The sequence below is a fragment of the Paenibacillus sp. BC26 genome (assembly GCF_900116125.1).
Taxonomy (GTDB): domain Bacteria; phylum Bacillota; class Bacilli; order Paenibacillales; family Paenibacillaceae; genus Paenibacillus_Z; species Paenibacillus_Z lignilyticus.
In genome coordinates, this window is record NZ_FPAD01000001.1 from 2,956,400 (window position 1) to 2,982,323 (window position 25,924).

Here is a 25,924-nt window from a genome sequence, read left to right on the forward strand (position 1 = left end):
ACCTCCACATGGTATTCACCTATATATTCGAATACAAATTCGAATAAGTTACAAAAAATTAAGCTTGTCTTACCAGGTGAAAAAGGAAGCAATACAAAAAATAAAGTTTGTATTGCTTCCATCCCAGAGAATAATTTACTTTCCCAGAAACATTTTATCTTTGAAAATTTCCCACTAGCGAAGAAAACAGCCGTACACATTATATTGATCTCAAAGAAGACATTACAGGTTGTAAACTTCCCAACTTCACTCGATTGCTCTTGTCTGGATAAAGAAAAGAACCAGTAGCCTCTAGCCTCTGGTTCACATAGTACCATTTGTCGATGTATTCCATTTTACACATCTCGATGATCGATACTGGATAACTCAAGAAAGTAGTCACCTTATGTTACCATTTCTAATTCATCTTGTACTCCAATATGTAATCTGATCTCATTTTTCAATTCCTCAAAATAAGTAATTTCTTTATGCTGTTTTTTCTCTTCAAGAAATAAAAGACCATATTTGCTTTTTGAAGCTTCAATTTTGTCGAATAAATAGTCAATGTAATTGCAATTCAAATGACAAATGTCAAGATAACTTTTGGGCACCTCTCCGAAATCTATTCTCCGCTCGACAACATACTGTTGCTGACCATAAAGAAGAATTGTTAATTTCTTTTGACAGTACCCTAATGTTTTCTCATTGAAATTAAAGGAAACATTGATTTTTGAAAAGTTCTCTCTTTGCCCTAAATAAGGATTGTTGGCCCCGCCATTCTCAGTGAAAACAGAGTAGGCTTCGTTTAAATACTGACATTTGAATGCAGTAACAATAAATTTAACCAAAAAACCCGTACAGGAATAATGCGCCAATTCAACACTCTTTAACGCTGCTTGAAGAACAATGAAAATAACGCAATATGTGTATGTATCAAGGTCTTCTTCAATTAGAGATATATTGCTTTTTAATTGTAGGAATTTATATGACGGATCAGGTTTTAGTTCCGCTTCCTCAGTCTGGTCAAGTGTTTTTGTCATTGAATATACAATACTTGAAAGCATCTTGACATCGTTTTTAGCAACCGCTTTATTTATAAGACTTTTATAAATTATATAGATTCCATTTCTTACGGTCTCTTCATCTGCTATTGCTATCGACTCCAGACCTTTAAATATTGGCTCCAATCCAATAACATCGTTTGCGTACATCAGTAACGCAAGTTCTTGCAGAGCATTAAAATAACCTATGTGAAGTTCATTCTCACTTGGTTTGAGTTCAAAGAACAAATCCACACTGTTGTTCGCTTCTTCGATCTTATGGTTCTTGATTAAAACCATAATAATAGCAGTTTGGCTCTTGAGTATAAACCGAAACAAATCATCATACTTTTTCCCGTCACGTTTTAATAAAAATTCACTAATTACTGTATTGTCTAAGTCTTTTAACCGCGGTGAACAAAGCAAATTGGACAGCAGAGTACCCCATTTTTTACGGTTAGATATATAAGACTCTTCCATTCCTTTATCAACTGCCATTGACATCAGCTGTTGAAGACTTTCAACACTTGTTACCAGGTTTGCGTAGATTTTTTTCCGATGCTGAGGCAGTGGAGTAAACCGTAGTATGGAAAGCTGTTTGCTTATATATAGGATGAGGTCATCAAGCATTTTTTTAATCTTCAAATTCTGAATCAATCTTAACACGGCTCTAATTCCTAAAATAAAAGCACAGACTAATAATAGTCCCCATGCAAGAATCCTTCCTGCATGTAGAGATGAAAAACTCAATGAAACTTTGATACCCGATGCTTCAGTTACAGAAACATCTCGCCCAATCATACTGCTTAAATGTGTCCCCATGAAAATTGTAACTATTGCCACTACAATAAATACAATTATTGAATTGCTGTTTACGTGAACACTGCTAATTGAAGCTGTCCGTTGTTCTCTGAATATAAAATAAAAAAGCGTAAGTGTAGCTGTTAATTGGAATGTTAACACTGTCGTTCCCATGCTAAATAATCCTAAAGATAAATGATCATCTGGTGAAGTATAGCCTGCCATCCTATATAGCCAATCAATAATCCCTGGGTTGGAGTCAGTCTTAAGTCCTGCTAAGTACCAGAGCATAGAATAAACAAAAATTAATATGAGAAAAGAAATAATAACGCCTTTAATTGAGCGGGTTAATTTTCGAAGTATAATTGATAGGAAGTAACTAAAAACATATAAGGCGCCAGCGAAAATAAGAAACGTCCGTAGTAACAATTGTTTTATCCAAGGCGATTCTTTTGCTAGTACAGCAGCTACATTTTTGAGCTTATTTCCAATTGTATTGTAAATCTGGTTTGAAAATAAACCTAACAATGCACCGAGTATTATTGCAGCGACATTCATCCAATCCATATAAACACCTCGAAAAAAAAATAGAAGACAATATTAATTGCCTTCAAGAAGTTTCTTATAATACTTCCCCATGCTATCAATAGAAATTGTACTATTTGATGGTGTATGTTCTGAAATGCTCCCACGTGCATTAATCCACGGATCTTCTTTATGTGTTAAAGTCTCTAGTGTCCTACCACTAAATCCACCGTACATTTGCCACACTTCGTCAATTAGTTCCTTTTGTGACTTCGAGAGACTGTTTTGTATAGTTTGCGGCGGATCAATCTCATTGAAACCATGCTGTTTATACGTTGCATAAAGTTCAGGACATACTGGACCATGCACCCATGCTTCAATTTCTTCAGCGAATAATGGCTCACCTTTGATTGCTGTGTGCCATGCTTGCACGTAATAAACCAATTTCTGAAGCTTTAAATGAGTGATGGAACGGTTTGAATTACGATTACTCTTTTGCAAGAGATAATCTGCAACATCGGAAACCGATACCTTCATTTCCATCACCTCCATTTTTCTAGTATGAATACGCGTTCAGACTGTTAATTTATTATTGCATAGGAACATATTTCCTGTATACTACTTTTGTTATGCTAAAATTAAAAGTCGCAGGAAAAACAGTCACAAATGAAGCTTTTGTTCTCCTCGAAAGCCTCGCTTATCATTTCGTCATTGGCTAACTGGACTCGCATAGATAAAAAGCCGCCTACAAAAAGGCGGCTTTACTTTGATATTAGAAGTTCCATCGTTCTTTGCCTTGGTTATAATTTGCGGTGAGTACAAAGCTATCTTCTTGGCCGCCTTCGTGTATAACTACGCACGTGCCTTCCTCTTCTATTGTAATAGCTTCGAACACGTACTGGGCCTCCGCCACCACTTCCAATCGCTCTTGATGATTGATTAAAAATCAAACCTAGAATTACAGCAATTATTACTAATAAGATAATAAACAAAAACAATAAATAATATATACATGCAACTATATTTAGAAGTAATAATACGCCAAGTACAATATGTACCATATCTTGATTTATCGTTTCACCTGGAAAAACAGAAAGTATATTCAGTAATAGATAAATCGAAAGAGCAACGCTGATCAGCATTAGCACAGTGCTAATAATTAAAATGATACTATTGCTATCCCCTTTTATTATTTGTGAATATATTGCAGTCAATGTCGTTTCGAATTCATTTAGTTGCATTATTCTAAAAGGGCTTAAATTTCTTATACCGAAATAACTACTACAAATAATTATTAGATAGATCAAAAACGTCGGCATCAAACACCCCCCCTTTATTACTTTTATTATGCTAGCAATTAGGGAAAAATTAGTATGTTTGTCCTCTTTATTATGCGCGGTTTTTCTACCATAATAATCGAATTTAATCTACAACAATAAGAAGGCTACCTATTAATAAGCAGCCTCCTTATTGTTGTTTCAGATATATACACTTACCGTTGGTACCATACATGACCATGATTCACCTAAATCATTGTTAATGATTCATTATTATTTGTAAATCGTTCAATCATCTCAAGCAACAGCATGCCATTAATAGGATATATGGGTTTATTTTTTATACACTCTAAAGCTTGTTTTGTAAACTCTCCAGTTGTAATAATATATCCGTCTTTAGCTTCCATTTCAATAATTGCACTATGAAATTTCTGTATGGTCTTCCAACCTTGGTTTTGTTGTACCTCTTACACTCAACTAGATGAATTTGATCGTCTCTACGCATAATAATGTCTTTTCCACCGTCACCTGATCTCTTTGACAACAACGTGAACGAATACTAGATCTTTTGAAATCAAATCCTCTCACCTTCATTGAACAATAAAAAACAGAACAGCGGTAAACAGTTCTGTTTTTCAATGTGATTCGCTTCATTTAATTACATCAATATTGTTAGCCTTCATTATGTGTGTTTTTCCTCTTTGAGGACACGCTTTCGCTTTCCCCTCTGTATATTAACGAACTTGTAATTAAAGAACTCATTTTGAAATGAATTATTATTGTTTATTCGGTCAACGATCGCATCCTGCCAGGCTTTATCCAAGATCGTTTGGTAGGATGAAGTGTAATCTAATAAAGTGATTTGATCTTGTTCTTTTAGAAAATCAAAACCAAACATTTTTACCATTCTTGTTATTTGCATAATGTGACTATGCTTTAAGCGATTACCATCATTCCCTATAAGAGTCGCTCGTCTATATAAGTGCTCACTTAAAATTCCCCCTAATTGTAATTTAGCAATTTTATTATAAATCGTGTGATTTCGATCTTTCTCTTCAGCAATTTTTATGTAAGGATCAGGTATTGCCGCATGAAACTGATATTCGTTTAATTCACTCGGAACAACCCCAGATCTTTGCGCAATCTCCGTCAACGGCATTTCTTCTTTTAACTCATTTATCAACCGATAACGATCAATCCATTTTGTTTGGCGACTCATATTCATCATTTTTAATTTATCAATTTTCTGACTTGTTTCGCTGGTAAAGGGAGTAATAACACAGTATACAAGTTCCTTGCCCTTCATTCGGCAATAAGCCAAATAATCTTCGTCATTATCAATTAGCCAATATACGTCTTCTATTGGATCTTTTTGAACCGTTAGAACACTGTTTTGATTCTCACTTGCTTTGAAAATTCGCTTACGCGTTTCAATTGCTTTTTCCGAGACCTGCTTTAGGTACACAGAACGAATTTTCTTAAGCTCAATGAGATTGATTTCCATTTTGATCATGCTTATCACCCCCACTAACAGGATATGAGGACGAAAAATTGTCCTATTCTGTAAAGGGAAAATAACTTACATAAATATCCCATTTAAGAGGGATTATAACCTAAAAACTAAATTTCGGAGGGGTTTTATGATTATGCATCAAAAGAAAACCTTTAGCTTTGATCATTTCTTTCACAATCCTTATCGGAATCGTAGGAAGGAGTACCACTTATGCGGCCGTTTCTACGGTTTATGATGAACCTAATTAAAGCATAGTTTATAAAACGACTTATGCAACAACGGAGGATATTTTCTTAGACACCATATATCCAGAGTTGAACAAATTTGTATTAGACAATTATGATTCACAAGTTAATTGAGCTGAACCCAATATTTTAGACATTAAACGCCTAGTCAGTCCCAATAAATTAACATTTCAAGCGAAAATAATGATTAAGGTATTCAAAGATGGCGAACAAATGTGGGATTTAGATCAAATCACATTAACTTATGACTCCCTCTATCATAATAAAGAAGTGAAAAACTATTCATCAAAGCCAAAAATTGAACTGATCGAATACAAACATGTTACACAGAGTCCAAAATAAATATCGTTTACTAAGAAAATAAAACGCAAACGAATCGACAGACGATTCGTTTGCGTTTTATGGTTCACAGCGATCGAAACCTGTTACGGAATATTTCCCAACTTGCCTACCCTCGCCTCGCGCCTACCCTCGTTAGATACCGCTTTAATTGGATTTAAAGCCCCATGGCGAGTAATCAAGCTAATAAAAGCAACGAATGCGCTTATGCTCCAAACTAATAATCATGTGAACAGGTACTTCAAATGTTGCTCCCATATCTCCTGGACTATCCCGCGCGAATCGTGTGGACCTCTATTTCCACCAATACTAAGTGTCATTTCTAAGGCGAGCTGCTTTTCTTCGGTCAATGTCCATGAAATACTCTGATTCATGGAGTTATCGTTATCATAATCCCGTGCACCGAAAGCAAGATTAATCTGCGGCAACGAACCAAACATGCTACCTATCCATATTTTTACGTTGGTCATTGATCTCCCACCCTTGAAAAGCTCAAAGACCATTTTTTTCTCAGTGATTTTTTGACAATCATACTCGAAGTTGGATTTGTGCTTTTTTATGTCGCTAAAAAGATGAGTTAATTCAAGGTTTATGTCCGCGTAACTTTGCTCTATAAAACGCATTTTGTCGATGTCAGAATACTCTATGATATGTGGCCGTACAATCTCTTCATAAAATGTATCCTTTACAACACTTTGTTCGGAAATGTTTAATCCTGATTTTCTTGACGTTAATGTTGGACGCGAACCAATCGGCTCCATTTCATATAGTGGCACATCATAAATCCGATGAAGTAATTCGGTGAACGACTCCTCAAACTTACTATCTTCTGAAAAATCGATCATATAATACCCTTTCAGATGGAAAGGAATAGCCGCTTTAAAATCACCGCCGTGTCTGTTCAAAAGGATCAGTTTATTCGGGTTATCCTGCAAAGTCGACAGTGAAAGCAACGTTTCAAAACCCACTCCACCTTTATTGTTGTCAGCACGATCTGCATAGTTCTCCGTGAGCACCACGATAATGAAGCTGTTTCTCATCATGTTTTGGACCATCATTGAATTCAGATTTACTGTACCGCTTTGGGTGATGAATAAATCCATTTTGGCGTCCACACCACCTTGGCTTCTTAGCCTATTGGTGAGATTGAGCACCCACTGCTGATGATTAGGACTATCCCAGCTGTAACTGATAAATACTTGTACTAGCTCTTGGTTCACTATAAGTCACTCCCTAATCAGTTACATACTGCTACAATGTCCACCGCTGTAAACACGGCGACATGGAACATTAGCGTGTTTTTGGATACATTTATTAACTTTATAATATCACATACCCGTGGTAGTAACCTCTTTTGAAGAGAAACAAAAACATGATTTAGCCGATAGGCAGATAGGACTTCTGCTGAGCAAATGCACGTATATACGAGCGTTCAAAAAGTACAGTTCGACTGTTAACATTCAAAATTCGGATGTGTTTAAATTTGTTTTTGATTAAGCTAGCGGGCAGTCTAGTTCAGGTAGAAAGGGGTAATTGTTGAAATTGAATAGCGTTTCAAGAAAGAGCTTTTTCAAGAGTAACTTTTTTCTCCGATCTTTCGTCTAAATGGATATATATGGGCTAAAATACAGGTTGCGCCAACAAAAATGTTATTTTAAAAAAAATCATAAGGAAAAGGTGACTTGAAAAATGCAGCAGGAAATTATTGTTTATTACATGTCCGAAAAGAAAAACAACCTCGATGAATTGAATAAAATGCTTGAGAATGGGTGGAAAGTAATAAACCAAAGACCGATGGGTTGCGAAAGTGGTACCGCTGTTTATTCATTAGTGATTCTTGAGCATTAGCTATATAATCATTAAGCTAACGGTGAATGATAGTTCAACCGACCAGGGAGTAGCTGCCGCTGGCAAACAGCTCCCTGGTCGTTACGCTAATGGGCAGGATAATACAGGGGGATATATTGAATGGGACCCAGTATTTCAAACGGTGCGTATATAAATGAAACAAAAATAATGAACCATCACTTACAGGGTGAAGTATTTGGAAATAAAAAAACCACTCCTGAGAGTGGTTAAATCAATGTTTTAAGCTTGAAAAGCAGATCTCTTGCATCCTTAAGTTTGTAGCGATTCCTTTCATCAGAGAAGTCAAATGTGAATTCTCTTGATGTGGTCGAGATTGTTGCTACGAAAGGGAGCTTTATAAATTCCACTTCTTCGTCAGGGTCAATCCTAAAATCAGCGAATTTTAGATTGATTTTTTTGATGTCCTTGAATGAAATTGAATCTAAGCTAATCGAGAGCTGCTCCCCTTCGTAAGAAGTTACCTCATCCAGAGAATTTTCAGTGAGAAAGAAAACATGAATTGCATCTACGGTTCTGAATTCAAAAGCGTATGTAATCGTTTGAAGCTCATGAAAACGTTCAATAAATTCTATGAACTTAGCTTCTTGCCAGGACAATTCTTTCAATCTTGTAAATGCTCCAGTGGTCATTAGTATCGCCTCCTTATATTGTAAGTTCGGTATGATTTGGAAAATTCCTTTTTACTGAACCACTGTTGTTTAAGAATTTACGCACGTATAAACTATACATGTTAATGCCAAAATCCATTAAGCTAACGGGCAGTTTAGCGCAACAAAATCATCATGATTTGCGTATTAGTAATGAGGGAATATATGGTAATTAAATGAGATGAGAATGTATTCATTGTGCTGCTGCATCACAGTTTTTTTTGTGCCATGTCGCTTAACGATTTGCTAACTCTACTTATATACACTCCAAACTTTACTGAGAGATCGTTTTTAACCATATTCCGATGTAGTTCAAAATCGCTTTCAAAACCTCTGGTTTTGAACCTGTATTTAATGTTGCCCGTTTCAACCTCAACCTTCCACAACTTAATATTAGCCTTCATGAGCTGCTTTCTATGTTCTTTCATATCAGTAAGCAGCATTTCCCTGAGTTTATTAAGGGCCGTGGCATATAATGTTCTAAGTGAATATTTACTCTGCTCGATTTCTTGACGGCTCTTTTCAATCATGTCGAGCATTAATGGGAGCAGAACGCTGTCATGTATTAGTTTTAGCTCCTCTTTTGTGGTAACCATCGCTGAAATCACCTCAATAACATTATATGCGAACATACGTTCTTTGTATACATAAGTAGCATGAACCCGCGCATCGAATTGAACGTTGTTGTTACCAAACGTTTTGACCAATTCACCTCTAAAAACAAGAACCGCCTAGTGTACTGGGCGGTTCTTGTTGGTTTATTGGATAGAAATACGCTGACTTGTAATTCAAGATTTTCCAATATTGAATACAGCTTTACTTTTGATGGGATAATATTGGTGAATATTACTATTGAGGATGTGAGTGCCTTGAAGTTCAAGAAACTAAGTTTGTTTGTTATATTGCTCCTAGTTTCAAATTTAATCTTAATATGCGGAGCTGTTTCCGCGAACCCATCAGGTAAGACCCAATTCATTGATGAATCCGCTTTTCAGAACGATGAACTCGAATGTGTGCATGTCATTAATTCTGCAATTCAATACATTAATGAAAATAATGTTGAGGGCTATAAACAGTTATTGACTGAATTAAAGCGAAATGCGTCCAAAGATTTATCCTTCTCAAATACAAATATAACAAGCATAAAGTTGAAAAGTCTGTCCAGCGGCATAAATGGTAAAACGAAATACTACTCAGCTTATGTTGAAGTTGAAATAGATAAGAAATCCTGGCTATGGTTGTATGCTCTAAAAAAAGAAAAAAATAAGTGGCTTATTGAAACTGCTGATTAACTCACATGCGTTCAATGTTTGGTGGCCATCTGGTTCCTGATTATTCGAAGGGACACACATCAAATGTGTGTCCCTTCCGTGTTCTATCTACCCTCATCACTTAGTAGTTGCATTATTAGCTTACCACTCTTAGCCTTAGTTTTACCGCGTCAAACCCCATGTTTGAATTTATTGTTCATAACGTGCGAATGATCCGATTGTTAATTTGAATAATCCACTCAATTATTTGAAAAAATATCGTGGTTCACCATTTCCAGACAAGGAGGTCCACGATGTATCGAAGAATAGCCATTTCATTACTCATATTTTGTACATTCCTGTTTGGCACCGCAATGGAGTGTACTTACGCGATTCCAACGTCCACATCAGAGCATTGGTCAGTGTCTTTAGGAAAGCCAATTCTGGATGAGCCGAACATCGCAAAGCCGATTCCCAACGTATCGAACATGTATAGCTTAAACATTAAAAACAATGGCGATAAAGCGTACAATGTCAGGGTTCAAGTATTTAGAGATGAACCAGATTCCCAAACACAATTACAATTATTTGACACTCATTCGGCCATGACAGGTGTTTGGTCAAACGGAGAAGAATACAAACTTCATAAAAACTTGCCAGTTTCCGTTAAAGCAAATGACATTGAGATCGTTTTGTATTGGGAAACAGAGGCCGACCAAAGTAAGATCGTTAAAGAAAATAATGCAGCTCGGACGTGGAAACAATCCTTTCATTTCAAACAAAAAGACCTGCATTGATTGCAGGTCTTTTGTTTTAATTATAGGGAACAAGCGCCATTCGCAGCAACGATTGACGATTATGATAAACTAGTTACTTGAACATATGCACTGGCTGCTCCCATATTTCTTAACTATCCCGCGCGTATCATAGGTGTCATTTCCAACACTTTCCTCCCTGTATTCAACCCATGACTCTTGGGCTTAGCAGCTAAGGAAAACTGAGACCGCGACAGCAAATACACTTCTCCTAAACCGCCGATTCATTTCATGCAAAGCATCATTGTTCCTTTTCCATCATCTCTTGTAACGGTGTCTTCTTAAAGTGTAATGAAGGGTGTTTTGGAAAATTCATTTTCAAATCGATAAAGCGCAGCATCGTATCCCCAAAGCTATCGGGCGAACCAGCGTAGGCTAACTCCTTTTAAATGTGTCATGGCATATTTGATTACTTTGTTATCTGATTGAGCTGTCGGTATTTGGCCAAAAACACTATGTGTTGTTGTAACTGGGTACGTTTTTTCCGCGCCAAGCAATTTTGCAGCAATATATTCACGAGGCGCTTTACCGCCATTCTCCTCGTTTGCTTGGCTAATAAGCGCGCTTTCATAGAAAGAAAAACTAACTACGATTATATTGTCATCCCATACATTCCATGCGTGGTAAACGGGATAATAACCAATGCATAACCAACCTGCCCAAAATTCCACATCAATGCCGACCTCTCGGCCGATGTAACAAACAGTGTTTGCGTTATAGTAACAGTTCCCAGATGTGAATCGATATTTGTCTAATTCACTTTTCAATGCTTCATTCTCAATTCTTTCTTTTGCGCTCTTGGAATCAAATACTTTGAAATTTCTTTTGAACGCCACAGGATACATTCTGGATGGAATAAAGATAGTTTCATTATTCAATTTTGTTTTATATTTCAATTGCTATCACGTTCCTAACAGTGTTTGATACCAGTGTATCCAAATGTAGTATTCTCACATCCATTAGCACTTTCACTGACACCATTTTTGAGTCTGATAATTGGCAAGGAGGCTTGTGGAGCGTAGTAACCGCAGTACGCTTAGTGTTAAGGAAAGAGGTGGGCATACGGATAACATTCCCACATCTAATTGACATAATTCACACTACAAAAAGATCTACGTAAGCCTTTCTGCTCACGAATGAAATCCTGGTCTTCTCTCTTCCGTTTGTTGTATTCATAAATCGAAAACGTAATCAAATGGCCAGCATAAACGATACTGTCCATCTCCAAACAGTTGCGCACTGCATTGCGATATACAGGATCTGAAGGATCACTAACGTTGATGCGCTGAATTTCATAAGCCATTCTCTCATGGAACCAGCTTTCTAAATAGCGGATTTTACAGGCGGATTAGAATCCTCTGCAAAACCCCGCAAAATCGCGTGGTAGACAAGCTGTTTTGCAACGTAGTTCAATATATAGGATATAGGTAAGTTATTCGTCATTTGGAAATCAATCCTTTTGTCATATTAGTTCGGTATTCCCAAATAATTTTACAAACCAACTACACAAAAGACATTACTGTGGCAGACTACACGATTAAGCAGCTGGAAAACTACCACGATCGCATCAGTCGGATTCAAAATGAAACATGCGTTTTAGTTTGGAAACCAAAGACGGCCAGGTACTTATTTCTCTTTTACGTGAGTGTCTTTGAAGTTTAAAGTTACACTGCTTCAGGGCCGTCACCTTATATCGAAGAAAAACTAAGTCAATCAAAGCAATATATGAATGTGTAACTTGCAAGTCGTAATAATCAATAACGCTGAATGCAGAAACCACCCTTAAAAAGGGCGGCGGTTAGAAGGAAATTTTATTGCGCAGACGTTTACTCCATCTTTGACGACACGTTAAGCATGATCCTCTATATCGGCTCCAGTTTCATATCCGTGCTGAACGACAACTTGCAGCTCGAAAACGGAATCCACAAGAATAAGGAACTGCAAGAAAGGTACGAATGCGGCGCCTACTAAAGTTCGCATCCCAAATCGAATTTAAGCCCTCTCAGGAGCTCGCTAATGACTTTCTGTTGAAACGGACTCCCCTTACCATCCACGCCCTGCTAACGCCTGTAAACATCAATTACAAAAGCGTAGAGAACTTATACAAAAATACGCGCGTCACCAAATTATAACCCCTCACTCGGAGGGGTTTATCTCGATGTTAAATACCTTTTCGTCAGAACGAATAAATTGGCGCAGCTGACGCTTAGCTTCGTCATTAATCGTGTTATAAAATGAGTGGAGCCTGCTTTCTTTTATTTCCGTGAACTGTCTTTCCTTACCGTCGCTCAACGTGTAATAAATTGGCAGTCTGTTGCGCTGATCAAATATCTTCATGATATTTCCGAGGTTTGACTGTTCAGGATCAACTGCGCCGCCGATCTCTTTTCTCGCGTGATAAGCGGCTCGTTTAAACGATTGATTCCTCGGATCATCTTCTCTTCTAAACCTTCTAAAGATGTCAGTAAAAATTGGCGCCAACACTATTTTTGTTATCTTGTATGCATGCGCGCCCTTCTTACCGTGTTCTTTCGAGAATTCGATACGGTGTATATAACGGTCGATAAAACCGAGCCTACCTTCTGGCGTTAAAGAATCAAAGTACGCGCGCGGATCGGAAAACTTGTTTAGCTTTTCCACCACTTCATTCACTTGGTGGATATCTCGCACCTTTTCATGCAATTCTGCTCGGATTGTTTCCATCTCATTTTCGATATCATCACGTTCCGAATCGATCCTTCTAATCAGCGTGGATGCCTGTTCTCTCGTTTTGATGAGTTTATCTGGCCGATCTGACTGAAATTCATCCCAAATCTCGGAAATGCGCTCGTCTGCTCGTTTTAATCGCACTTCCAAATCAGACAGTTTTGCTTCTGCCTCGTTTTGATATTGTTCAGCGTTTAATTCTTTCGTCACAAGTTCATCAAAACGCTTGTAGGTGTAATATTCAAAATGGGACAGAACCACATCGAGAACATCTTCTCGGAGATACTCTTCTTGAATCAGGTTAGCTCTGCAATTGCCGCCCCGAGCTGACTTTTGGCACTTATAGTATTCCACTCCCCCTAATCTTGAAGCCCCCATAGATCCACCGCAGTCTGGACACCGAAGCACATGCGTAAACAAATGTTTTGCCTGTCTTGTGGTGTCTCGGTGCTGCTCTTTGCTTTTCTGATAACGCTCCATTAACCGCTCGCGGCATTTCTGCCAAAGGGCTTCTGTAATAATTGCCTCGTGAATGCCCCTGCTTTTTACAATTTCATGCTCTTCTTTGCGGTATTTGACTTTGACGGGCTTTGGAAAACCATTTTTGTAATTCATAACTTCCACGTCTTTTACAAATCCGCGTTCATCAATGGCCTCAACGGTTTTGTTCTCGGTGCCGTGGCGATTCCATACTAGCCATCCTGCATATAAATGCCCATTTTGAAAGATGCTTGTGATCTGCCTGCTTTCCCACTCTTTTCCTTTACGATATTTCCAACCGATTTTATTCAGATGTTTGGTGATGAGATACTCCCCAACGTTTGTATCGTTGCCAATTCCGTAACAAAACCATTCAAAGATCTGTTTGACCTGCTTAGCTTCTTCTAGATTAACTACAAGGTGCTTCCGCACGCCTTTGGGATCGCCTGGGTCTTTCACATGGTCATAGCCGTATGGCACATAACGAGCGCCCTGCCACCTGCCCAGCTCTTCCACGGAATATTTCATATTCGGCATGACTCGTTCAGCGATCTGCTCTGATTCCAACTGCGCCAGTGCCGACAGTATGGTCAGTGTAAACCTGCCGTTTGCTGTTTTGGAGTTCAAATTATCTGATTTGGAAAGCACAGCAATATCGAGCTTATTAAAATAATCGATTGTTTCTAAAACCATCCTCACATTGCGCCCCAAACGGCTGATCGCGTAAAAACAGACGCCGTCAATTTCATCGCGGTGGTCGCGGACGTATTCGATCATTTTTTGAAACTGGTCCCGATATTGATCCTTTCCGCTTTTTCCTTCTTCCCGAAACACCTGCACCACTTCATACGAAACGTTCTTCCCCTTATCATCCGTACAGCTTTGAAGAAAGGAACGAATCTCCTTCTCTTGGTTATCGAGCGACACCCCGTCTACCTGCTTCACGTCAGAAACACGGACATAAATAACTGCTTTGGGAGTACGGTTCGAAGCGTTTCCAGACTTAGCTTTTTTTCGTTTGACATTGCTGAAATATTCCATGGTAGTTCCCCCTCAAACAAAAAATCCCCTACTCTAAAGGTAGGGGATCGATCATAATTACGCAAGCATTTTTCATGCACTAAGGATGTACGGACAGCCGTATGTCGTAATATGATAGAGCTTGCCTTTGCCGAGCTGCAGCAGTTCAGGAGGCGTTGCCGATTCATAATGAACCTGAATGGCTTCCTTCCCTCTGCGCTTCTCGTCCTTATAGTTAGGCGCAGCGTTCACCGTTATATCTCGACCGTTAATTCGGTAGGTTGTTTTCCCGTCTTCTTCCCTCAGTACTTTCGCACCTGTGAAGTCAAAATACTTGGAGAAGTCCTTTTCGCCGCCGTTCACGGACTTTGCTTGGCCCGCAGCCGCGTCATGCGTCTCCTTACTCACAAACCTTCACGCCCTTCCTCCATACGTGTCCATTCCAATATTATAGCAAACCCGCTGGCGATTATAAAGAAAAATGAACCTTTGCTCAACCCGGCAGCGAACAAAATGTAACAAAAAAGAGACAATTCACTCTTGCGAGCGAATGTCTCTTTCCGGTTAGCGGTATTAAAAGGTTAACCGATGATCTCGGCTTGATCGCCTGTCGATGCACCTGCAGCATTCGCTTCATCCGTATCGATATGCATATCAAGCGCGAACTCCGGCGATACGCGAGCGATTACGTGCTCAAGCACAAGGCCACGCTCGCCTTGCAAACGAACTGTCAACCGCTGCTTGTCCGCAATTCCGAAGCGCTCCGCATCACTCGTATGGAAGTGAATATGACGAGCTGCTATGATAACGCCTTCTTCAATGGAAACTTCGCCTGCGGGGCCTTTTATCGTGATGCCTGCAGAACCGGCAATGTCACCGGATTCGCGAACAGGCGGATTAATCCCGAGCGTGAACGCATCCGTACGGGAAACTTCAAGCTGCGTCCCTTTGCGAACGGGACCCAGAATCCGAACTTTGCCGAAGCTCCCCTTCGGTCCGACTACCTCTACCGTTTCATTAGCTGCATATTGTCCCGGTTGAGAAAGCGGTTTGAAGACGGACAGTTCGGCACCTTGTCCGAATAGTGCCTCTACATGCTCCTGAGTAAGATGAATATGTCTGGCGGATACGCCAACGGGAACCATCATTTTCATATGCTTATTAACACCTTTCTATAATGCGTCAGGTCGATAAGAAAGGCATACAGCTCAAGGGATGAACTGTATGCCTTCTATATAGGCTTGACGCTTGCGATTATTTAAATTCAGCTACCAATTTATCGAATTGCTCCTGCGACAAGGATAGGTCTTGGTTGGCCAGACCTTCCGTTTGGAAGCCGCTCACCATATCCTCATATGATTTGCGCTCTTTGTTTTGGTAGATGAGACCTGTAAGCATGCCGTTCGTTTCCATGATTTTGTTCATAGCCGCGATACGGTTTGTCGGATCGTAGTCCGGGAATTGATCCAGGTTTACGATATTTTCTTTGAACCAGTCGTAAGTGTTCACTTTGTTGAACGTTACGCAAGGGCTGAATACGTTGATCAGCGAGAAGCCTTTGTGGTTCAGGCCTGCTTCGATCAAGGCAGTCAGCTGCTTCAGATCGCTGGAGAACGATTGCGCGATAAACGTAGCGCCGGCCGACATTGCGATTTCAAGCGGCGACAACGTTGTCTCGATCGAACCTTCAGGCGTTGATTTGGTCTTAAAGCCTTCCGCACTGCGCGGAGAAGTTTGCCCCTTCGTCAAGCCGTAGATTTGGTTATCCATAACGATATAAGTAAGATCAACGTTACGACGAATGGCGTGAACCGTATGGCCCATACCAATTGCGAAGCCGTCACCGTCACCGCCGGAAGCGATAACCGTCAGCTCGCGGTTCGCAAGCTTCACGCCTTGCGCGATTGGCAATGCGCGGCCGTGAATACCGTGAAGACCATACGCATTCACATAACCGGAGATACGACCGGAACAACCGATCCCGGAAATAACAGCCAGACCCTCAGGCTCTAGGCCAACGTTAGCGGCAGCCCGCTGAATCGCGGCTTGAACGGAGAAATCTCCGCAGCCCGGGCACCAGTTCGGTTTTACATTATTACGAAACTCTTTAAATGTAGCCATCTCTTAGACCAACTCCTTGCATGCTTTGTGCACTTCGGAAGGCAGGAACGGATTACCGTCGTATTTCAGAACGCTCTTGATTTTGTCCGCGTAACCTGCGTGCAATTTCACTTGATCAGCCAGTTGGCCGGTTGCATTGTTCTCAAGCACAACAACCTTCGCTGCGCTTTGCAGGTAAGGCGTCACCAGATCCGTAGGGAACGGGTGAATCTGACGAATCGTGATATGGTTCGTTTTCAGGCCGTCGCTCTCCATACGTTGACGAGCTTCGTCGATCGTACCGCCGGTCGAACCCATGCCGATGATGAGCAGATCTGCTTCTTTGTGAGGAGCATCTGCGCGAACCGCGTCACGGATATACATGCCGTCAAGCTTCGTAAGACGTTTATCCATCATCTTCTTACGGTTGATGGCACTTTCCGAAGGACGTCCCGTTTCGTCATGCTCGACGCCCGTTACATGGTGCAAACCGCCTTTGTCGCCCGGAATAACACGCGGGGATACGCCGTCTTCCGTTAGTTCATAACGTTTGAACAGCTCATTCGTTTCAAGTTCTGGCAAGTCGCGAACGAGTTTACCGCGGTTAATCGGCATTTTATTGAGATCAAGCTGCTCGCAGGATTGTTTACCGAGCGACAGCTGAAGGTCAGTCATCAGGATAACCGGTACTTGGTATTGCTCTGACAGGTTGAACGATTCAATCGTGTCATAGAAGCAATCTTCAAGGGATGCCGGCGCGATTACGATCTTCGGAATCTCACCATGCGTTCCGTATACCATTGCGTTAAGGTCGGATTGTTCTTGTTTTGTAGGCAAGCCCGTGGAAGGACCTCCACGCTGCGTATCTACGATTACAAGAGGCGTTTCCGTCATCCCTGCAAGACCGATCGCTTCCATCATAAGCGACAGACCGGGACCGGCCGAAGCTGTCATCGTACGAACCCCGGCGTAGTTTGCTCCGATTGCCATCGTTACAGCCGCGATCTCATCTTCGGTTTGAATGACCGTTCCTCCGAACTTAGGAAGCTTCTTGATCAAGTATTCCATAATCTCGGAAGCCGGTGTAATTGGATAGGCGGACATCAAGCGGCAGCCGCCGGCAACAGCGCCAAGGCCAATCGCTTCGTTTCCGATCATGAACAGCTTCTGTTTGCCGTCAGCCGGCTCTAGCTGGAACTCTTCCAACGGGCCGCCTGCCAGTTCTAGTACATAGTCAGAGCCGCGTTTAACCGCTTCGATATTCTTCTCCACGATTGCCGCGCCTTTACGGCCGAACTCTTCTTCTACTGCTTTATTAAATACATCAACTGGCAGACCAAGAAGCGCCCAAGACGCGCCGGACGCCACCATGTTTTTCATTAGGGAAGTACCCAGATCTTCGGCAATCGAAGTGATCGGTACTGCAAATAAACGTGCATTAATGCCTTCCGGCAGAACTGGATTAAACTTTGCGTCGGCAACGACTACGCCGCCTGCACGCAATTCATGTGCGTTTAAGTCGATACTCTCTTGGTCAAATGCAACCAAAATGTCCAAATCATCCGAAATGGCAAGCATCGGTTTGGTGCTGATTCTGATTTTATTGTTGGTATGACCGCCTTTGATACGTGAAGAAAAGTGACGGTAACCATACAAGTAGTAACCAAGACGGTTAAGAGCTGTCGAGAAAATACGGTCGGTACTTTCAACGCCTTCCCCTTGTTGTCCCCCGATTTTCCAAGACAATTGACTAATCAAAACGCCCATCTCCTCTTTTGATGAACCTGCAATATTTTCGACATCTTTTAACAATAATAATAAATTTCTTTCAACAGTCAAATAAATTTTATGACTCAAAGTACTAAAATGCAAGGTGTAAATGCGTTTTCATCACATAGTTCTTTTCGATTATACCCATATCACAGCGAGATGGGAATCCCTTAATCGTTCAGCTAGGAAGATGCTTTACCAGAAAACGTAATGCATTTCCGGCTAAAAATGCATCCACGCGTTCTTCGGAATATCGCGTAAGCAATGCATTCTGTAAATTGTAGAGCTCTCCGGGATGCGCCAACTCTTGTACGTGTGACTCAATCCCGTCGAAATCCGATCCGAACATGAGCTGCTCTTCTCCGCCAAGCTCGCAGATTCGCTCTATGTGACGCAGCACGTCAGCAATTGCCGCGGCATGATGAGTCGCAACAAATTGCGGCACGAAAGTAATCCCAATCATACCTTCTCGTTCAATGAGCGTTTTAAGCTGATCGTCCGCAAGATTGCGGGGATGCGCACACAGACTCCGACAATTTGAATGTGATGCGATCAGTGGCTTTGTCGAGACCTTAATCATTTCCCAAAATGCGTTGTCACTCAAATGAGACACATCCATCAGTATACCCAATCTATCACATTCTTTTACTAGGGCTCGGCCTTTTTTTGTCAGACCGCCCCCACGCGGCTCCATGGCCCCGTCAGCGCCCCAGTTCGCATAGTTCCATGTTAACCCCAAAGCTCTCACCCCGAGCTCGTAGAGGATGCGCAGCATCGCCAGATCACCGTGCAGACCGTCTGCGCCTTCGAGCGATAACATCGCTCCTATTGAATTGCTGTTGTTCATGAGCGCGGCAGCATCTGCTGAGGTCCGTACGAAGGTCATTTCAGGAGCAGACAGCACTTTACGATGAAACAAATCAATACTATGTAGAATTGGAGTCATCGATTTCTCCATCCGTTCGGGAACATAAATGGCAAAGGTCTGAAGAAGAGAGCCCGCCTGTTTAAGGCGAGGCAATGTGACATCGAGCTTATTCGCGGAATCCTGCTCGAACGATAAGGATTGATCTTCGAGGAGCTTCCACAGCACATCACAATGAAAATCCACACTTCTTATTATCGGCATGGACATACCCTCCCGTATCACCTATTTTTCACGCAAAAAAACCTGCCTACAGCGTAAACAGGTCGAAGAGTTCAGATGGAATTATGTGGGCGTATTCTATCTCGGCTCAACGATTAGTTTTATCGCTGTACGATCCTCGCCGTCTATAACGATGTCTGTGAATGCTGGGATGCAAATGAGATCTACTCCGCTCGGCGCTACAAATCCTCTTGCAATTGCCACCGCCTTTACCGCTTGATTCAACGCACCAGCCCCGATTGCTTGTAATTCAGCTGCGCCGCGTTCGCGTAATACGCCGGCCAGCGCTCCTGCAACAGAATTTGGATTGGACTTTGCTGAAACTTTTAAGACATCCATGGATAGAACCTCCTCGGGAATGATGGATGAATACTGCTATTTAGATAGATATTCGAGAGAGGTGAAATAATTCCTGCTTTCACTTTGCAATATATTCTGAATTATGAGAATTTTCATAGAACAATAAATAAAAAAAAACAGATTGTCTGCTACATGAGCAGCCAATCTGTTTCGGTTAATCGGATTTTCTGTATTTTCGTTGCAGCTCCGGTTGCTTCATCAATCTCAACCGCGATGGCATGGAGATGCCAATCTCCCTCATCCACAACAAACCGTGTCGGCAGCTGCGTCAAGAACTTATGCAGCACGGCATGCCGTTCCATACCCAGCACGCCGTCTCTGGGCCCAACCATGCCTACATCCGTCAAATAGGCTGTGCCTCCAGGGAGAATGCGATCATCATTCGTCTGCACATGGGTATGTGTGCCAACGACGATGGATGCGCGGCCGTCCAAGTGCCAGCCCATCGCGATCTTCTCTGAAGTCGCTTCCGCGTGAAAATCGACTAAGATGTTTTTGGTCTGCTGCTGCATCTCTTCGATCAGCTCATCCGCTTTGCGGAATGGGCAATCGATCGGCGGCAAGAAGGTTCTTCCCTGCAGATTAATGATCGCCAGTTCTTTGCCGTTCGCCTTGATGACCGTTGCTCCTTGACCGGGCGCCTCTTCCACGAAGTTGGCTGGACGAACCATGCGAGGCTGATCATCGATCCATTCGAAAATATCTTTGTTATCCCAAGTATGATTGCCCATCGTAATGCCGTGAACACCGGCTTCAAGCAGCTCTTTCACAATCGTTGCTGTAATGCCTCTGCCTGCTGCCGCATTCTCGCCATTGGCAATAATAATGTGCGGGTTGTATTTGGATTTCAGTGCCGGCAGCACCTTCTTAACCGCGTTACGACCCACATTTCCGACGATATCCCCAATAAACAATACGTTCATGACACCAAAACCTCTCTAGTGAAGACCAGAAAAGTGGCTGCAAGCAGCCACTTTTCTAGGTACCTTGCTATTTACTTATTTCGCATATTCAACAGCACGTGTCTCACGAATGACCGTTACTTTAATATGCCCCGGATAATCGAGCTCACTCTCGATTTTCTTCGTAATATCGCGAGCTAGGCGGAATGCTTCCGTATCGTCGATTTTGTCAGGTTGAACCATAACGCGAACCTCGCGGCCTGCTTGAATCGCGTAAGATTTCTCAACTCCGTCGAACGATTCCGAGATGCCTTCCAGCTTCTCCAGCCGTTTGATGTACGTCTCAAGAGTTTCTCTGCGTGCACCAGGTCTTGCTGCCGACAAGGCATCTGCCGCGCCTACGAGCATTGCGATAACCGATGTTGCTTCGCAATCGCCGTGGTGGGACGCGATACTGTTGATGACAACAGGATGCTCTTTGTATTTCTTCGCCAGCTCTACGCCGATCTCGACATGTGAGCCTTCCACTTCATGATCGAGCGCTTTGCCGATATCATGCAGCAATCCGGCACGTCTTGCTAGCGTCAAGTCTTCACCCAGCTCTGCAGCCATTAAGCCAGTCAAATAAGCAACTTCCATGGAGTGCTTGAGCACGTTTTGACCATAGCTTGTACGATATTTGAGTCGACCTAAAATCTTAATGAGATCCGGATGTAAGCCATGCACGCCAACTTCATAAGTCGCCTGCTCTCCGTATTCACGGATACGTTCATCCACTTCTTTGCGCGACTTCTCTACCATTTCCTCGATACGTGCAGGATGGATACGACCATCAGCTACAAGCTTCTCGAGTGATGTACGAGCAATCTCACGACGAATTGGATCGAAACCAGACAAGATGACCGCTTCCGGTGTATCGTCGATTATGAGATCGATACCGGTCAACGTTTCCAGTGCGCGAATGTTGCGGCCTTCACGTCCGATAATGCGGCCTTTCATTTCTTCATTTGGCAATGCAACTACGGAAACCGTAGTTTCAGCCACATGATCCGCTGCACAGCGCTGAATGGCAAGCGAGATAATATCACGTGCTTTCTTATCTGCTTCTTCCTTCGCTTGCTGCTCGATTTCTTTAATCATTTGTGCAGTTTCATGACGAACTTCCTGCTCAACGTTGTTCAAGATGATTTGTTTCGCATCTTCCATTGTTAAGTTCGAAATCCGCTCAAGCTCTTGAAGCTGCTGTTTGTAAAGGGTATCGATTTGTTCCTGTGTTTCCTCGATCCGCTTCTCTTTGTTGGCAACTTGTTCTTCTTTGCGTTCCAGCGCTTCTATTTTTTTATCCAACGACTCTTCTTTCTGAATCAGTCGTCTTTCAAGACGCTGTACCTCGTTGCGACGTTCGCGAATATCTCTCTCAGCCTCGGTACGGAGCTTGTGGACTTCATCTTTCGCTTCGAGAACCGTTTCTTTCTTCTGCGCTTCGGCTTCTTTCTTCGCATTGTCAACAATTTGACTAGCGGCCTGCTCGGCGCTTGAAATTTTGGCCTCGGCGATCGATTTGCGAATAAAATAACCGACACCAAAGAAAATTGCACCAACAACGAGAATGATCAGGATCCATACCACTGCTGGCATCTTTCTCACCTCCTCGTTGCTCACCTAAGCAAACGCTTGGGACATTATTTGGTTTTCTAGCCGGTTTTTAACCCGATCATACATAACTAAATTTGACGAAAATAATCGTTTCGAATCAATTTTTGGAAGGAAAATCGATTCTAGAATAAAGAATACAAACTTATTTTATCTTTTGTGAAAATCAATTGTCAAGCATATGCCCATCCTCATCATCTTCCATTCCAAGAACGGCAGCCTTTACCGCTTCTCTTACCGCGTTCATCGGAAACCCGCGGCGAAGTAGAAACACGGCTAATTTCTGTTTTCTCTCGCGAGGTTCCCCTTTAATATAAGGCCATTTCTTATGAGCGGCCCGAATGGCGATATCCGTCTCCGATTGCTCATTCAGCTTCTGAGAGGCTTGCTTGGCCATATCTCTGGAGATTCCACGCTGCACAAGCTCCTGCTGCAATAAGCGGCGCCCCTTCATCTGCGTCCGCATTCGTTCGGAAGCATACATGCTGGCATATTGTTTATCGTTTACCAATCCTTCCTGCGTCAGACGCTCAATCGCTTTCTCCGCGGATTCGGGATCGATTTCCTTTCGTGCCAAATAACGCAAAATCTCCTTCTCTGTCCGCTGTCTTGCTCCTAAATAGGATAGAGAAAGAATGTATGCCCTGTGCTTGGTGTCCTCTTCAACAATCTGTTTCAGCTCATCCGCATGAATTTCTCTGCCCTTCAGCAGACGAAACTTAATGAGTAGGTCTTCATGTACGCTGGTGTACGGTTCTTGCGAATCATTGACAAATAAATGGTAGCGCTGCTTGGACTTCCGGTCCTGTTCAACGCCGGTAATTACTAGCACCTCTGTCCCTCCCCTACGTGGAACCACTTACTTAATAAATAGAGAAGCACCTGTACAGGTGCTTCTCCGGGTAACCGATCTCAATCGGTTTATTCCAAATCCAAATCCAATTCGTCCTCGTCCTCTTCGTCCTCGCTGAAGGCCGCTGCGCCTGCAGCTGCTGCAGCCATGTTGCTGGCGTCACGAATTTGCTTCTCGATCACAGCCGCAATGTCTTTATGATCTTTAAGGAACTGCTTCGCATTCTCACGGCCTTGTCCAAGACGCTCGCCGTTATATGAGAACCAAGCACCGCTCTTCTGAACGATATCCTGCTCGACGCCGATATCCACGATGCTCCCCTCTTTAGAGATGCCTTCGCCATACATAATGTCGACTTCGGCTTGTTTGAAAGGAGGAGCTACTTTGTTCTTAACAACCTTAATACGTGTCCGGTTACCGACAACGTCATTCCCTTGCTTTATGGACTCGATACGACGAACATCAAGACGGATTGTGGAGTAGAACTTCAGCGCGCGGCCGCCCGGCGTTGTCTCAGGGTTACCGAACATAACGCCGACCTTCTCACGAAGCTGGTTAATAAAGATCGTGATGGTCTTCGACTTGCTAATGGCACCGGAAAGCTTACGAAGTGCTTGCGACATCAAACGCGCTTGCAAACCAACGTGGGAATCTCCCATGTCGCCTTCGATTTCCGCTTTCGGAACGAGTGCCGCAACGGAGTCAACTACGACGATGTCTACCGCGCCGCTGCGAACAAGCGCTTCCGCGATCTCTAGACCTTGTTCACCCGTATCCGGCTGGGACAGAAGCAATTCATCAATGTTAACGCCAAGCTTGCTTGCATACGAAGGATCAAGAGCATGCTCCGCATCGATAAATGCAGCTTGTCCGCCTGCACGTTGTACTTCCGCGATCGCATGAAGCGCAACTGTTGTTTTACCGGAAGATTCCGGTCCGTATACTTCAATAATCCGGCCGCGCGGGAAGCCGCCAATTCCAAGTGCAATATCTAGTGCAAGCGCACCGCTGGATACCGTTTCAACTTGCATATGTGTCGATTCACCGAGCTTCATGATGGAGCCTTTACCAAATTGCTTCTCTATTTGACGCAATGCCATTTCTAATGCGGCTTTACGATCTGCCAACGAATCCACATCCCTTATGATTTATACTTTCATGATAACTTGTTTTGTTCGCTTTGACAAGAGTTTTTGCGAACATATATTCTTATTTCTCATTTGGCCAAATGGAGAAACAAAAAAAGAACCGCAGCAAAGTAATCTTCGCCACGGTTCTTCCGCTAACTAATGTCGATTATAGTCGAAAATCCATCGTCTGACAAGCTGAATTTAACATTTTATTCTAGTTTAGAGCGCCTGCCACAGCCGATACAGAAGCGACTTCGCCGCACGCAGTCGAATAATGCCTCTGCTGCCGCTAAGATGCGCCGTGAACACCTGCGTCGGCTTCCCGCGCTCGGAAAGACCGAAAAACACAAGTCCGACCGGTTTCCCTTCGGACTCGGCAGGTCCGGCTACGCCGGTCAACGAGACGCCGAAATCGCTGCCTGCGAGCTCACGCACCCGCTCCGCCATGAGCGCCGCAGTCGATTCGCTGATTGCGCCGGGTGCATCGGTCCCCTCGAGCTGGGACATCGGGATGCTCAGCAATTTATGTTTCATTAAATTGGTGTACGTCACGACGCCGCCGACAAACTCGCCGCTGCTTCCCGGTACCTGCGTCACGAGCTGCGCGAACAAACCGCCTGTAAGACTCTCTGCGCTGGCTAGCGAGCGTCCGGTAGCCCGCAGCTGCCTAATGACAGCTTCCTCGAGCGGAATGTCCTCACGAGCGTACAGATGCGTGCCAACGCGTGCAAGAATTTGATCCTCCGCCGTTTTGAGGCGCGTTTCGGCTTCCTGCTCGTTCAATGCTTTCGTCGAAATTCGAATAGCAACTTCGCCTTCTTTGGCATATGGAGCAATCGACGGATCGGATTGACCCTCAATTAAATCAATAATGGCCTGCTCCAAGCTTGATTCACCGATTCCGGCAAACATGAGCAATCGCGAGAAAAGCTTGCGTTCCTCGCCCATGACAGATCTAATCCACGCTTTAGCCGGCCCGTCGAACATCGGTTTCATTTCGCGCGGCGGCCCCGGGAGCAGCACATAGCTCGTGCCGTCCACCGTGAGTGCATTGCCTACGGCTAAGCCTGCATCATTCATCAGTGGATCGCTGCCTTCAATCAGATGCGCCTGGCGGCGGTTGCTCTCCACCATATGAATGCCGCGCGAGCTGAACAAAGCCTCTATTTTGTCCATGGACGGCTGATGGATTTCTATCGAACGGTTTAAATAGTCCGCCAGCGCATCCTTAGTCAGATCATCCATCGTTGGCCCAAGTCCGCCGGTAAAGAGAATGAGATCGGCCCTTGTGCGCGCAAGCTCGATCGCCAGTCGAATCCGTCCCGCATTATCACCGACGACGGTCTGAAAATAAACATCGACCCCCAGCTCCGCAAGCCCTTGAGACAAATAAGTAGCATTCGTATTCACAGTCTGACCCAGCAGCAATTCCGTACCTACGGCAATAATTTCAGCGCGCATGACAACAGCTCCAATCTATGTATAAGGTGGATTAGAAACGGT

Annotated in this window: 23 protein-coding genes and 1 pseudogene; 3 read left to right on the forward strand and 21 right to left on the reverse strand. The window is 42.9% G+C overall.

From position 1 onward, the window contains the following. Positions 1-383 precede the first annotated feature (383 nt). The 6 genes and pseudogenes from BM412_RS13160 to BM412_RS13185 all read right to left on the reverse strand — a co-directional run bounded on the left by BM412_RS13160 (position 384) and on the right by BM412_RS13185 (position 6,939). On the reverse strand, positions 384-2,387 hold the full coding sequence (locus BM412_RS13160; RefSeq protein WP_091218532.1) for a hypothetical protein: 2,004 nt from the start codon (positions 2,385-2,387) through the stop codon (positions 384-386). 33 nt (positions 2,388-2,420) lie between these two features. After that, on the reverse strand, positions 2,421-2,882 hold the full coding sequence (locus BM412_RS13165; RefSeq protein WP_091218534.1) for a Panacea domain-containing protein: 462 nt from the start codon (positions 2,880-2,882) through the stop codon (positions 2,421-2,423). A 287-nt stretch (positions 2,883-3,169) separates the two neighbouring features. After that, positions 3,170-3,664 (reverse strand): hypothetical protein, encoded by a 495-nt coding sequence (locus tag BM412_RS31865; protein WP_143111623.1) that lies wholly within the window; start codon positions 3,662-3,664, stop codon positions 3,170-3,172. 206 nt (positions 3,665-3,870) lie between these two features. Then, positions 3,871-4,127: pseudogene (locus BM412_RS13170) on the reverse strand (restriction endonuclease). Between the two features lie 177 nt (positions 4,128-4,304). Next, a complete protein-coding gene (locus BM412_RS13180; RefSeq protein WP_091218541.1) occupies positions 4,305-5,135 on the reverse strand; it encodes a hypothetical protein in 831 nt (276 codons plus the stop codon). A gap of 808 nt (positions 5,136-5,943) precedes the next feature. Further along, positions 5,944-6,939: a toll/interleukin-1 receptor domain-containing protein gene (locus BM412_RS13185; RefSeq protein WP_177245822.1), complete on the reverse strand. Its 996-nt coding sequence runs from the start codon at positions 6,937-6,939 to the stop codon at positions 5,944-5,946. Between the two features lie 469 nt (positions 6,940-7,408). On the opposite strand from BM412_RS13185, the gene BM412_RS32120 reads away from it, so the two are divergent. Next, positions 7,409-7,567, forward strand: a complete 159-nt coding sequence (locus BM412_RS32120) for a hypothetical protein (protein WP_177245823.1) — start codon at positions 7,409-7,411, stop codon at positions 7,565-7,567. Positions 7,568-7,794: 227 nt separating this feature from the next. Here the strand turns inward: BM412_RS32120 and BM412_RS13190 are convergent, their stop codons facing one another. Then, a complete protein-coding gene (locus tag BM412_RS13190; RefSeq protein ID WP_091218546.1) occupies positions 7,795-8,217 on the reverse strand; it encodes a hypothetical protein in 423 nt (140 codons plus the stop codon). Between the two features lie 227 nt (positions 8,218-8,444). Next, the gene (locus BM412_RS13195) at positions 8,445-8,831 is read right to left on the reverse strand and encodes a YhjD family protein (protein WP_143111624.1); all 387 of its coding nucleotides are present in this window, start codon (positions 8,829-8,831) and stop codon (positions 8,445-8,447) included. Positions 8,832-8,891: 60 nt separating this feature from the next. Here BM412_RS13195 and BM412_RS13200 point away from each other — a divergent pair, with 60 nt between their 5' ends. Further along, positions 8,892-9,527, forward strand: coding sequence for a hypothetical protein (locus BM412_RS13200; protein WP_143111625.1), 636 nt, complete (start codon positions 8,892-8,894; stop codon positions 9,525-9,527). Between the two features lie 272 nt (positions 9,528-9,799). After that, positions 9,800-10,282 carry a hypothetical protein gene (locus tag BM412_RS13205; RefSeq protein ID WP_091218553.1) on the forward strand — a complete coding sequence of 161 codons (483 nt, stop codon included), beginning with the start codon at positions 9,800-9,802 and terminating at the stop codon, positions 10,280-10,282. A gap of 371 nt (positions 10,283-10,653) precedes the next feature. On the opposite strand, the gene BM412_RS13210 is transcribed toward BM412_RS13205, so the two are convergent. The 13 genes from BM412_RS13210 to BM412_RS13275 form a co-directional block, all read right to left on the reverse strand. Continuing rightward, positions 10,654-11,196 carry a hypothetical protein gene (locus tag BM412_RS13210; RefSeq protein ID WP_091218555.1) on the reverse strand — a complete coding sequence of 181 codons (543 nt, stop codon included), beginning with the start codon at positions 11,194-11,196 and terminating at the stop codon, positions 10,654-10,656. A 1,240-nt stretch (positions 11,197-12,436) separates the two neighbouring features. Then, on the reverse strand, positions 12,437-14,527 hold the full coding sequence (locus BM412_RS13220) for a recombinase family protein (RefSeq protein WP_091218560.1): 2,091 nt from the start codon (positions 14,525-14,527) through the stop codon (positions 12,437-12,439). Between the two features lie 72 nt (positions 14,528-14,599). After that, positions 14,600-14,914 carry a hypothetical protein gene (locus BM412_RS13225; RefSeq protein WP_091218561.1) on the reverse strand — a complete coding sequence of 105 codons (315 nt, stop codon included), beginning with the start codon at positions 14,912-14,914 and terminating at the stop codon, positions 14,600-14,602. 173 nt (positions 14,915-15,087) lie between these two features. Further along, entirely contained in the window at positions 15,088-15,660 is a 573-nt protein-coding gene (locus tag BM412_RS13230; RefSeq protein WP_091218565.1) for a phosphate propanoyltransferase, read from the reverse strand. 100 nt (positions 15,661-15,760) lie between these two features. Then, positions 15,761-16,627, reverse strand: coding sequence for a 2-oxoacid:ferredoxin oxidoreductase subunit beta (locus BM412_RS13235; RefSeq protein ID WP_091218567.1), 867 nt, complete (start codon positions 16,625-16,627; stop codon positions 15,761-15,763). 3 nt (positions 16,628-16,630) lie between these two features. Further along, positions 16,631-18,364, reverse strand: a complete 1,734-nt coding sequence (locus tag BM412_RS13240; protein ID WP_091218569.1) for a 2-oxoacid:acceptor oxidoreductase subunit alpha — start codon at positions 18,362-18,364, stop codon at positions 16,631-16,633. Between the two features lie 190 nt (positions 18,365-18,554). Continuing rightward, a complete protein-coding gene (locus BM412_RS13245) occupies positions 18,555-19,505 on the reverse strand; it encodes a dipeptidase (RefSeq protein ID WP_091218573.1) in 951 nt (316 codons plus the stop codon). Positions 19,506-19,601: 96 nt separating this feature from the next. Next, positions 19,602-19,862, reverse strand: a complete 261-nt coding sequence (locus tag BM412_RS13250; RefSeq protein ID WP_028597363.1) for a stage V sporulation protein S — start codon at positions 19,860-19,862, stop codon at positions 19,602-19,604. A 149-nt stretch (positions 19,863-20,011) separates the two neighbouring features. Next, positions 20,012-20,806 (reverse strand): TIGR00282 family metallophosphoesterase, encoded by a 795-nt coding sequence (locus BM412_RS13255; protein ID WP_091218575.1) that lies wholly within the window; start codon positions 20,804-20,806, stop codon positions 20,012-20,014. Positions 20,807-20,881: 75 nt separating this feature from the next. Next, entirely contained in the window at positions 20,882-22,423 is a 1,542-nt protein-coding gene (gene rny / locus BM412_RS13260; protein WP_091218578.1) for a ribonuclease Y, read from the reverse strand. A 181-nt stretch (positions 22,424-22,604) separates the two neighbouring features. Further along, complete coding sequence (locus BM412_RS13265) at positions 22,605-23,270, reverse strand: RecX family transcriptional regulator (protein ID WP_177245824.1); 666 nt, start codon at positions 23,268-23,270, stop codon at positions 22,605-22,607. An 89-nt stretch (positions 23,271-23,359) separates the two neighbouring features. After that, entirely contained in the window at positions 23,360-24,418 is a 1,059-nt protein-coding gene (gene recA, locus BM412_RS13270; protein ID WP_091218584.1) for a recombinase RecA, read from the reverse strand. A 222-nt stretch (positions 24,419-24,640) separates the two neighbouring features. After that, the gene (locus tag BM412_RS13275) at positions 24,641-25,882 is read right to left on the reverse strand and encodes a competence/damage-inducible protein A (RefSeq protein WP_091218586.1); all 1,242 of its coding nucleotides are present in this window, start codon (positions 25,880-25,882) and stop codon (positions 24,641-24,643) included. Positions 25,883-25,924: the final 42 nt, after the last annotated feature.

Excerpts from the sequence above, each read along its gene's own strand:
- BM412_RS13160 (WP_091218532.1), bottom strand. The coding sequence starts at position 2,387 with ATGGATTGGATGAATGTCGCTGCAATAATACTCGGTGCATTGTTAGGT.
- BM412_RS13165 (WP_091218534.1), bottom strand. The coding sequence starts at position 2,882 with ATGAAGGTATCGGTTTCCGATGTTGCAGATTATCTCTTGCAAAAGAGT.
- BM412_RS31865 (WP_143111623.1), bottom strand. The coding sequence starts at position 3,664 with ATGCCGACGTTTTTGATCTATCTAATAATTATTTGTAGTAGTTATTTC.
- BM412_RS13180 (WP_091218541.1), bottom strand. The coding sequence starts at position 5,135 with ATGATCAAAATGGAAATCAATCTCATTGAGCTTAAGAAAATTCGTTCT.
- BM412_RS32120 (WP_177245823.1), top strand. The coding sequence starts at position 7,409 with ATGCAGCAGGAAATTATTGTTTATTACATGTCCGAAAAGAAAAACAAC.
- BM412_RS13190 (WP_091218546.1), bottom strand. The coding sequence starts at position 8,217 with ATGACCACTGGAGCATTTACAAGATTGAAAGAATTGTCCTGGCAAGAA.
- BM412_RS13195 (WP_143111624.1), bottom strand. The coding sequence starts at position 8,831 with ATGGTTACCACAAAAGAGGAGCTAAAACTAATACATGACAGCGTTCTG.
- BM412_RS13200 (WP_143111625.1), top strand. The coding sequence starts at position 8,892 with ATGAACCCGCGCATCGAATTGAACGTTGTTGTTACCAAACGTTTTGAC.
- BM412_RS13205 (WP_091218553.1), top strand. The coding sequence starts at position 9,800 with ATGTATCGAAGAATAGCCATTTCATTACTCATATTTTGTACATTCCTG.
- BM412_RS13220 (WP_091218560.1), bottom strand. The coding sequence starts at position 14,527 with ATGGAATATTTCAGCAATGTCAAACGAAAAAAAGCTAAGTCTGGAAAC.
- BM412_RS13230 (WP_091218565.1), bottom strand. The coding sequence starts at position 15,660 with ATGAAAATGATGGTTCCCGTTGGCGTATCCGCCAGACATATTCATCTT.
- BM412_RS13235 (WP_091218567.1), bottom strand. The coding sequence starts at position 16,627 with ATGGCTACATTTAAAGAGTTTCGTAATAATGTAAAACCGAACTGGTGC.
- BM412_RS13245 (WP_091218573.1), bottom strand. The coding sequence starts at position 19,505 with ATGCCGATAATAAGAAGTGTGGATTTTCATTGTGATGTGCTGTGGAAG.
- BM412_RS13250 (WP_028597363.1), bottom strand. The coding sequence starts at position 19,862 with ATGGATGTCTTAAAAGTTTCAGCAAAGTCCAATCCAAATTCTGTTGCA.
- BM412_RS13255 (WP_091218575.1), bottom strand. The coding sequence starts at position 20,806 with ATGAACGTATTGTTTATTGGGGATATCGTCGGAAATGTGGGTCGTAAC.
- rny (WP_091218578.1), bottom strand. The coding sequence starts at position 22,423 with ATGCCAGCAGTGGTATGGATCCTGATCATTCTCGTTGTTGGTGCAATT.
- BM412_RS13275 (WP_091218586.1), bottom strand. The coding sequence starts at position 25,882 with ATGCGCGCTGAAATTATTGCCGTAGGTACGGAATTGCTGCTGGGTCAG.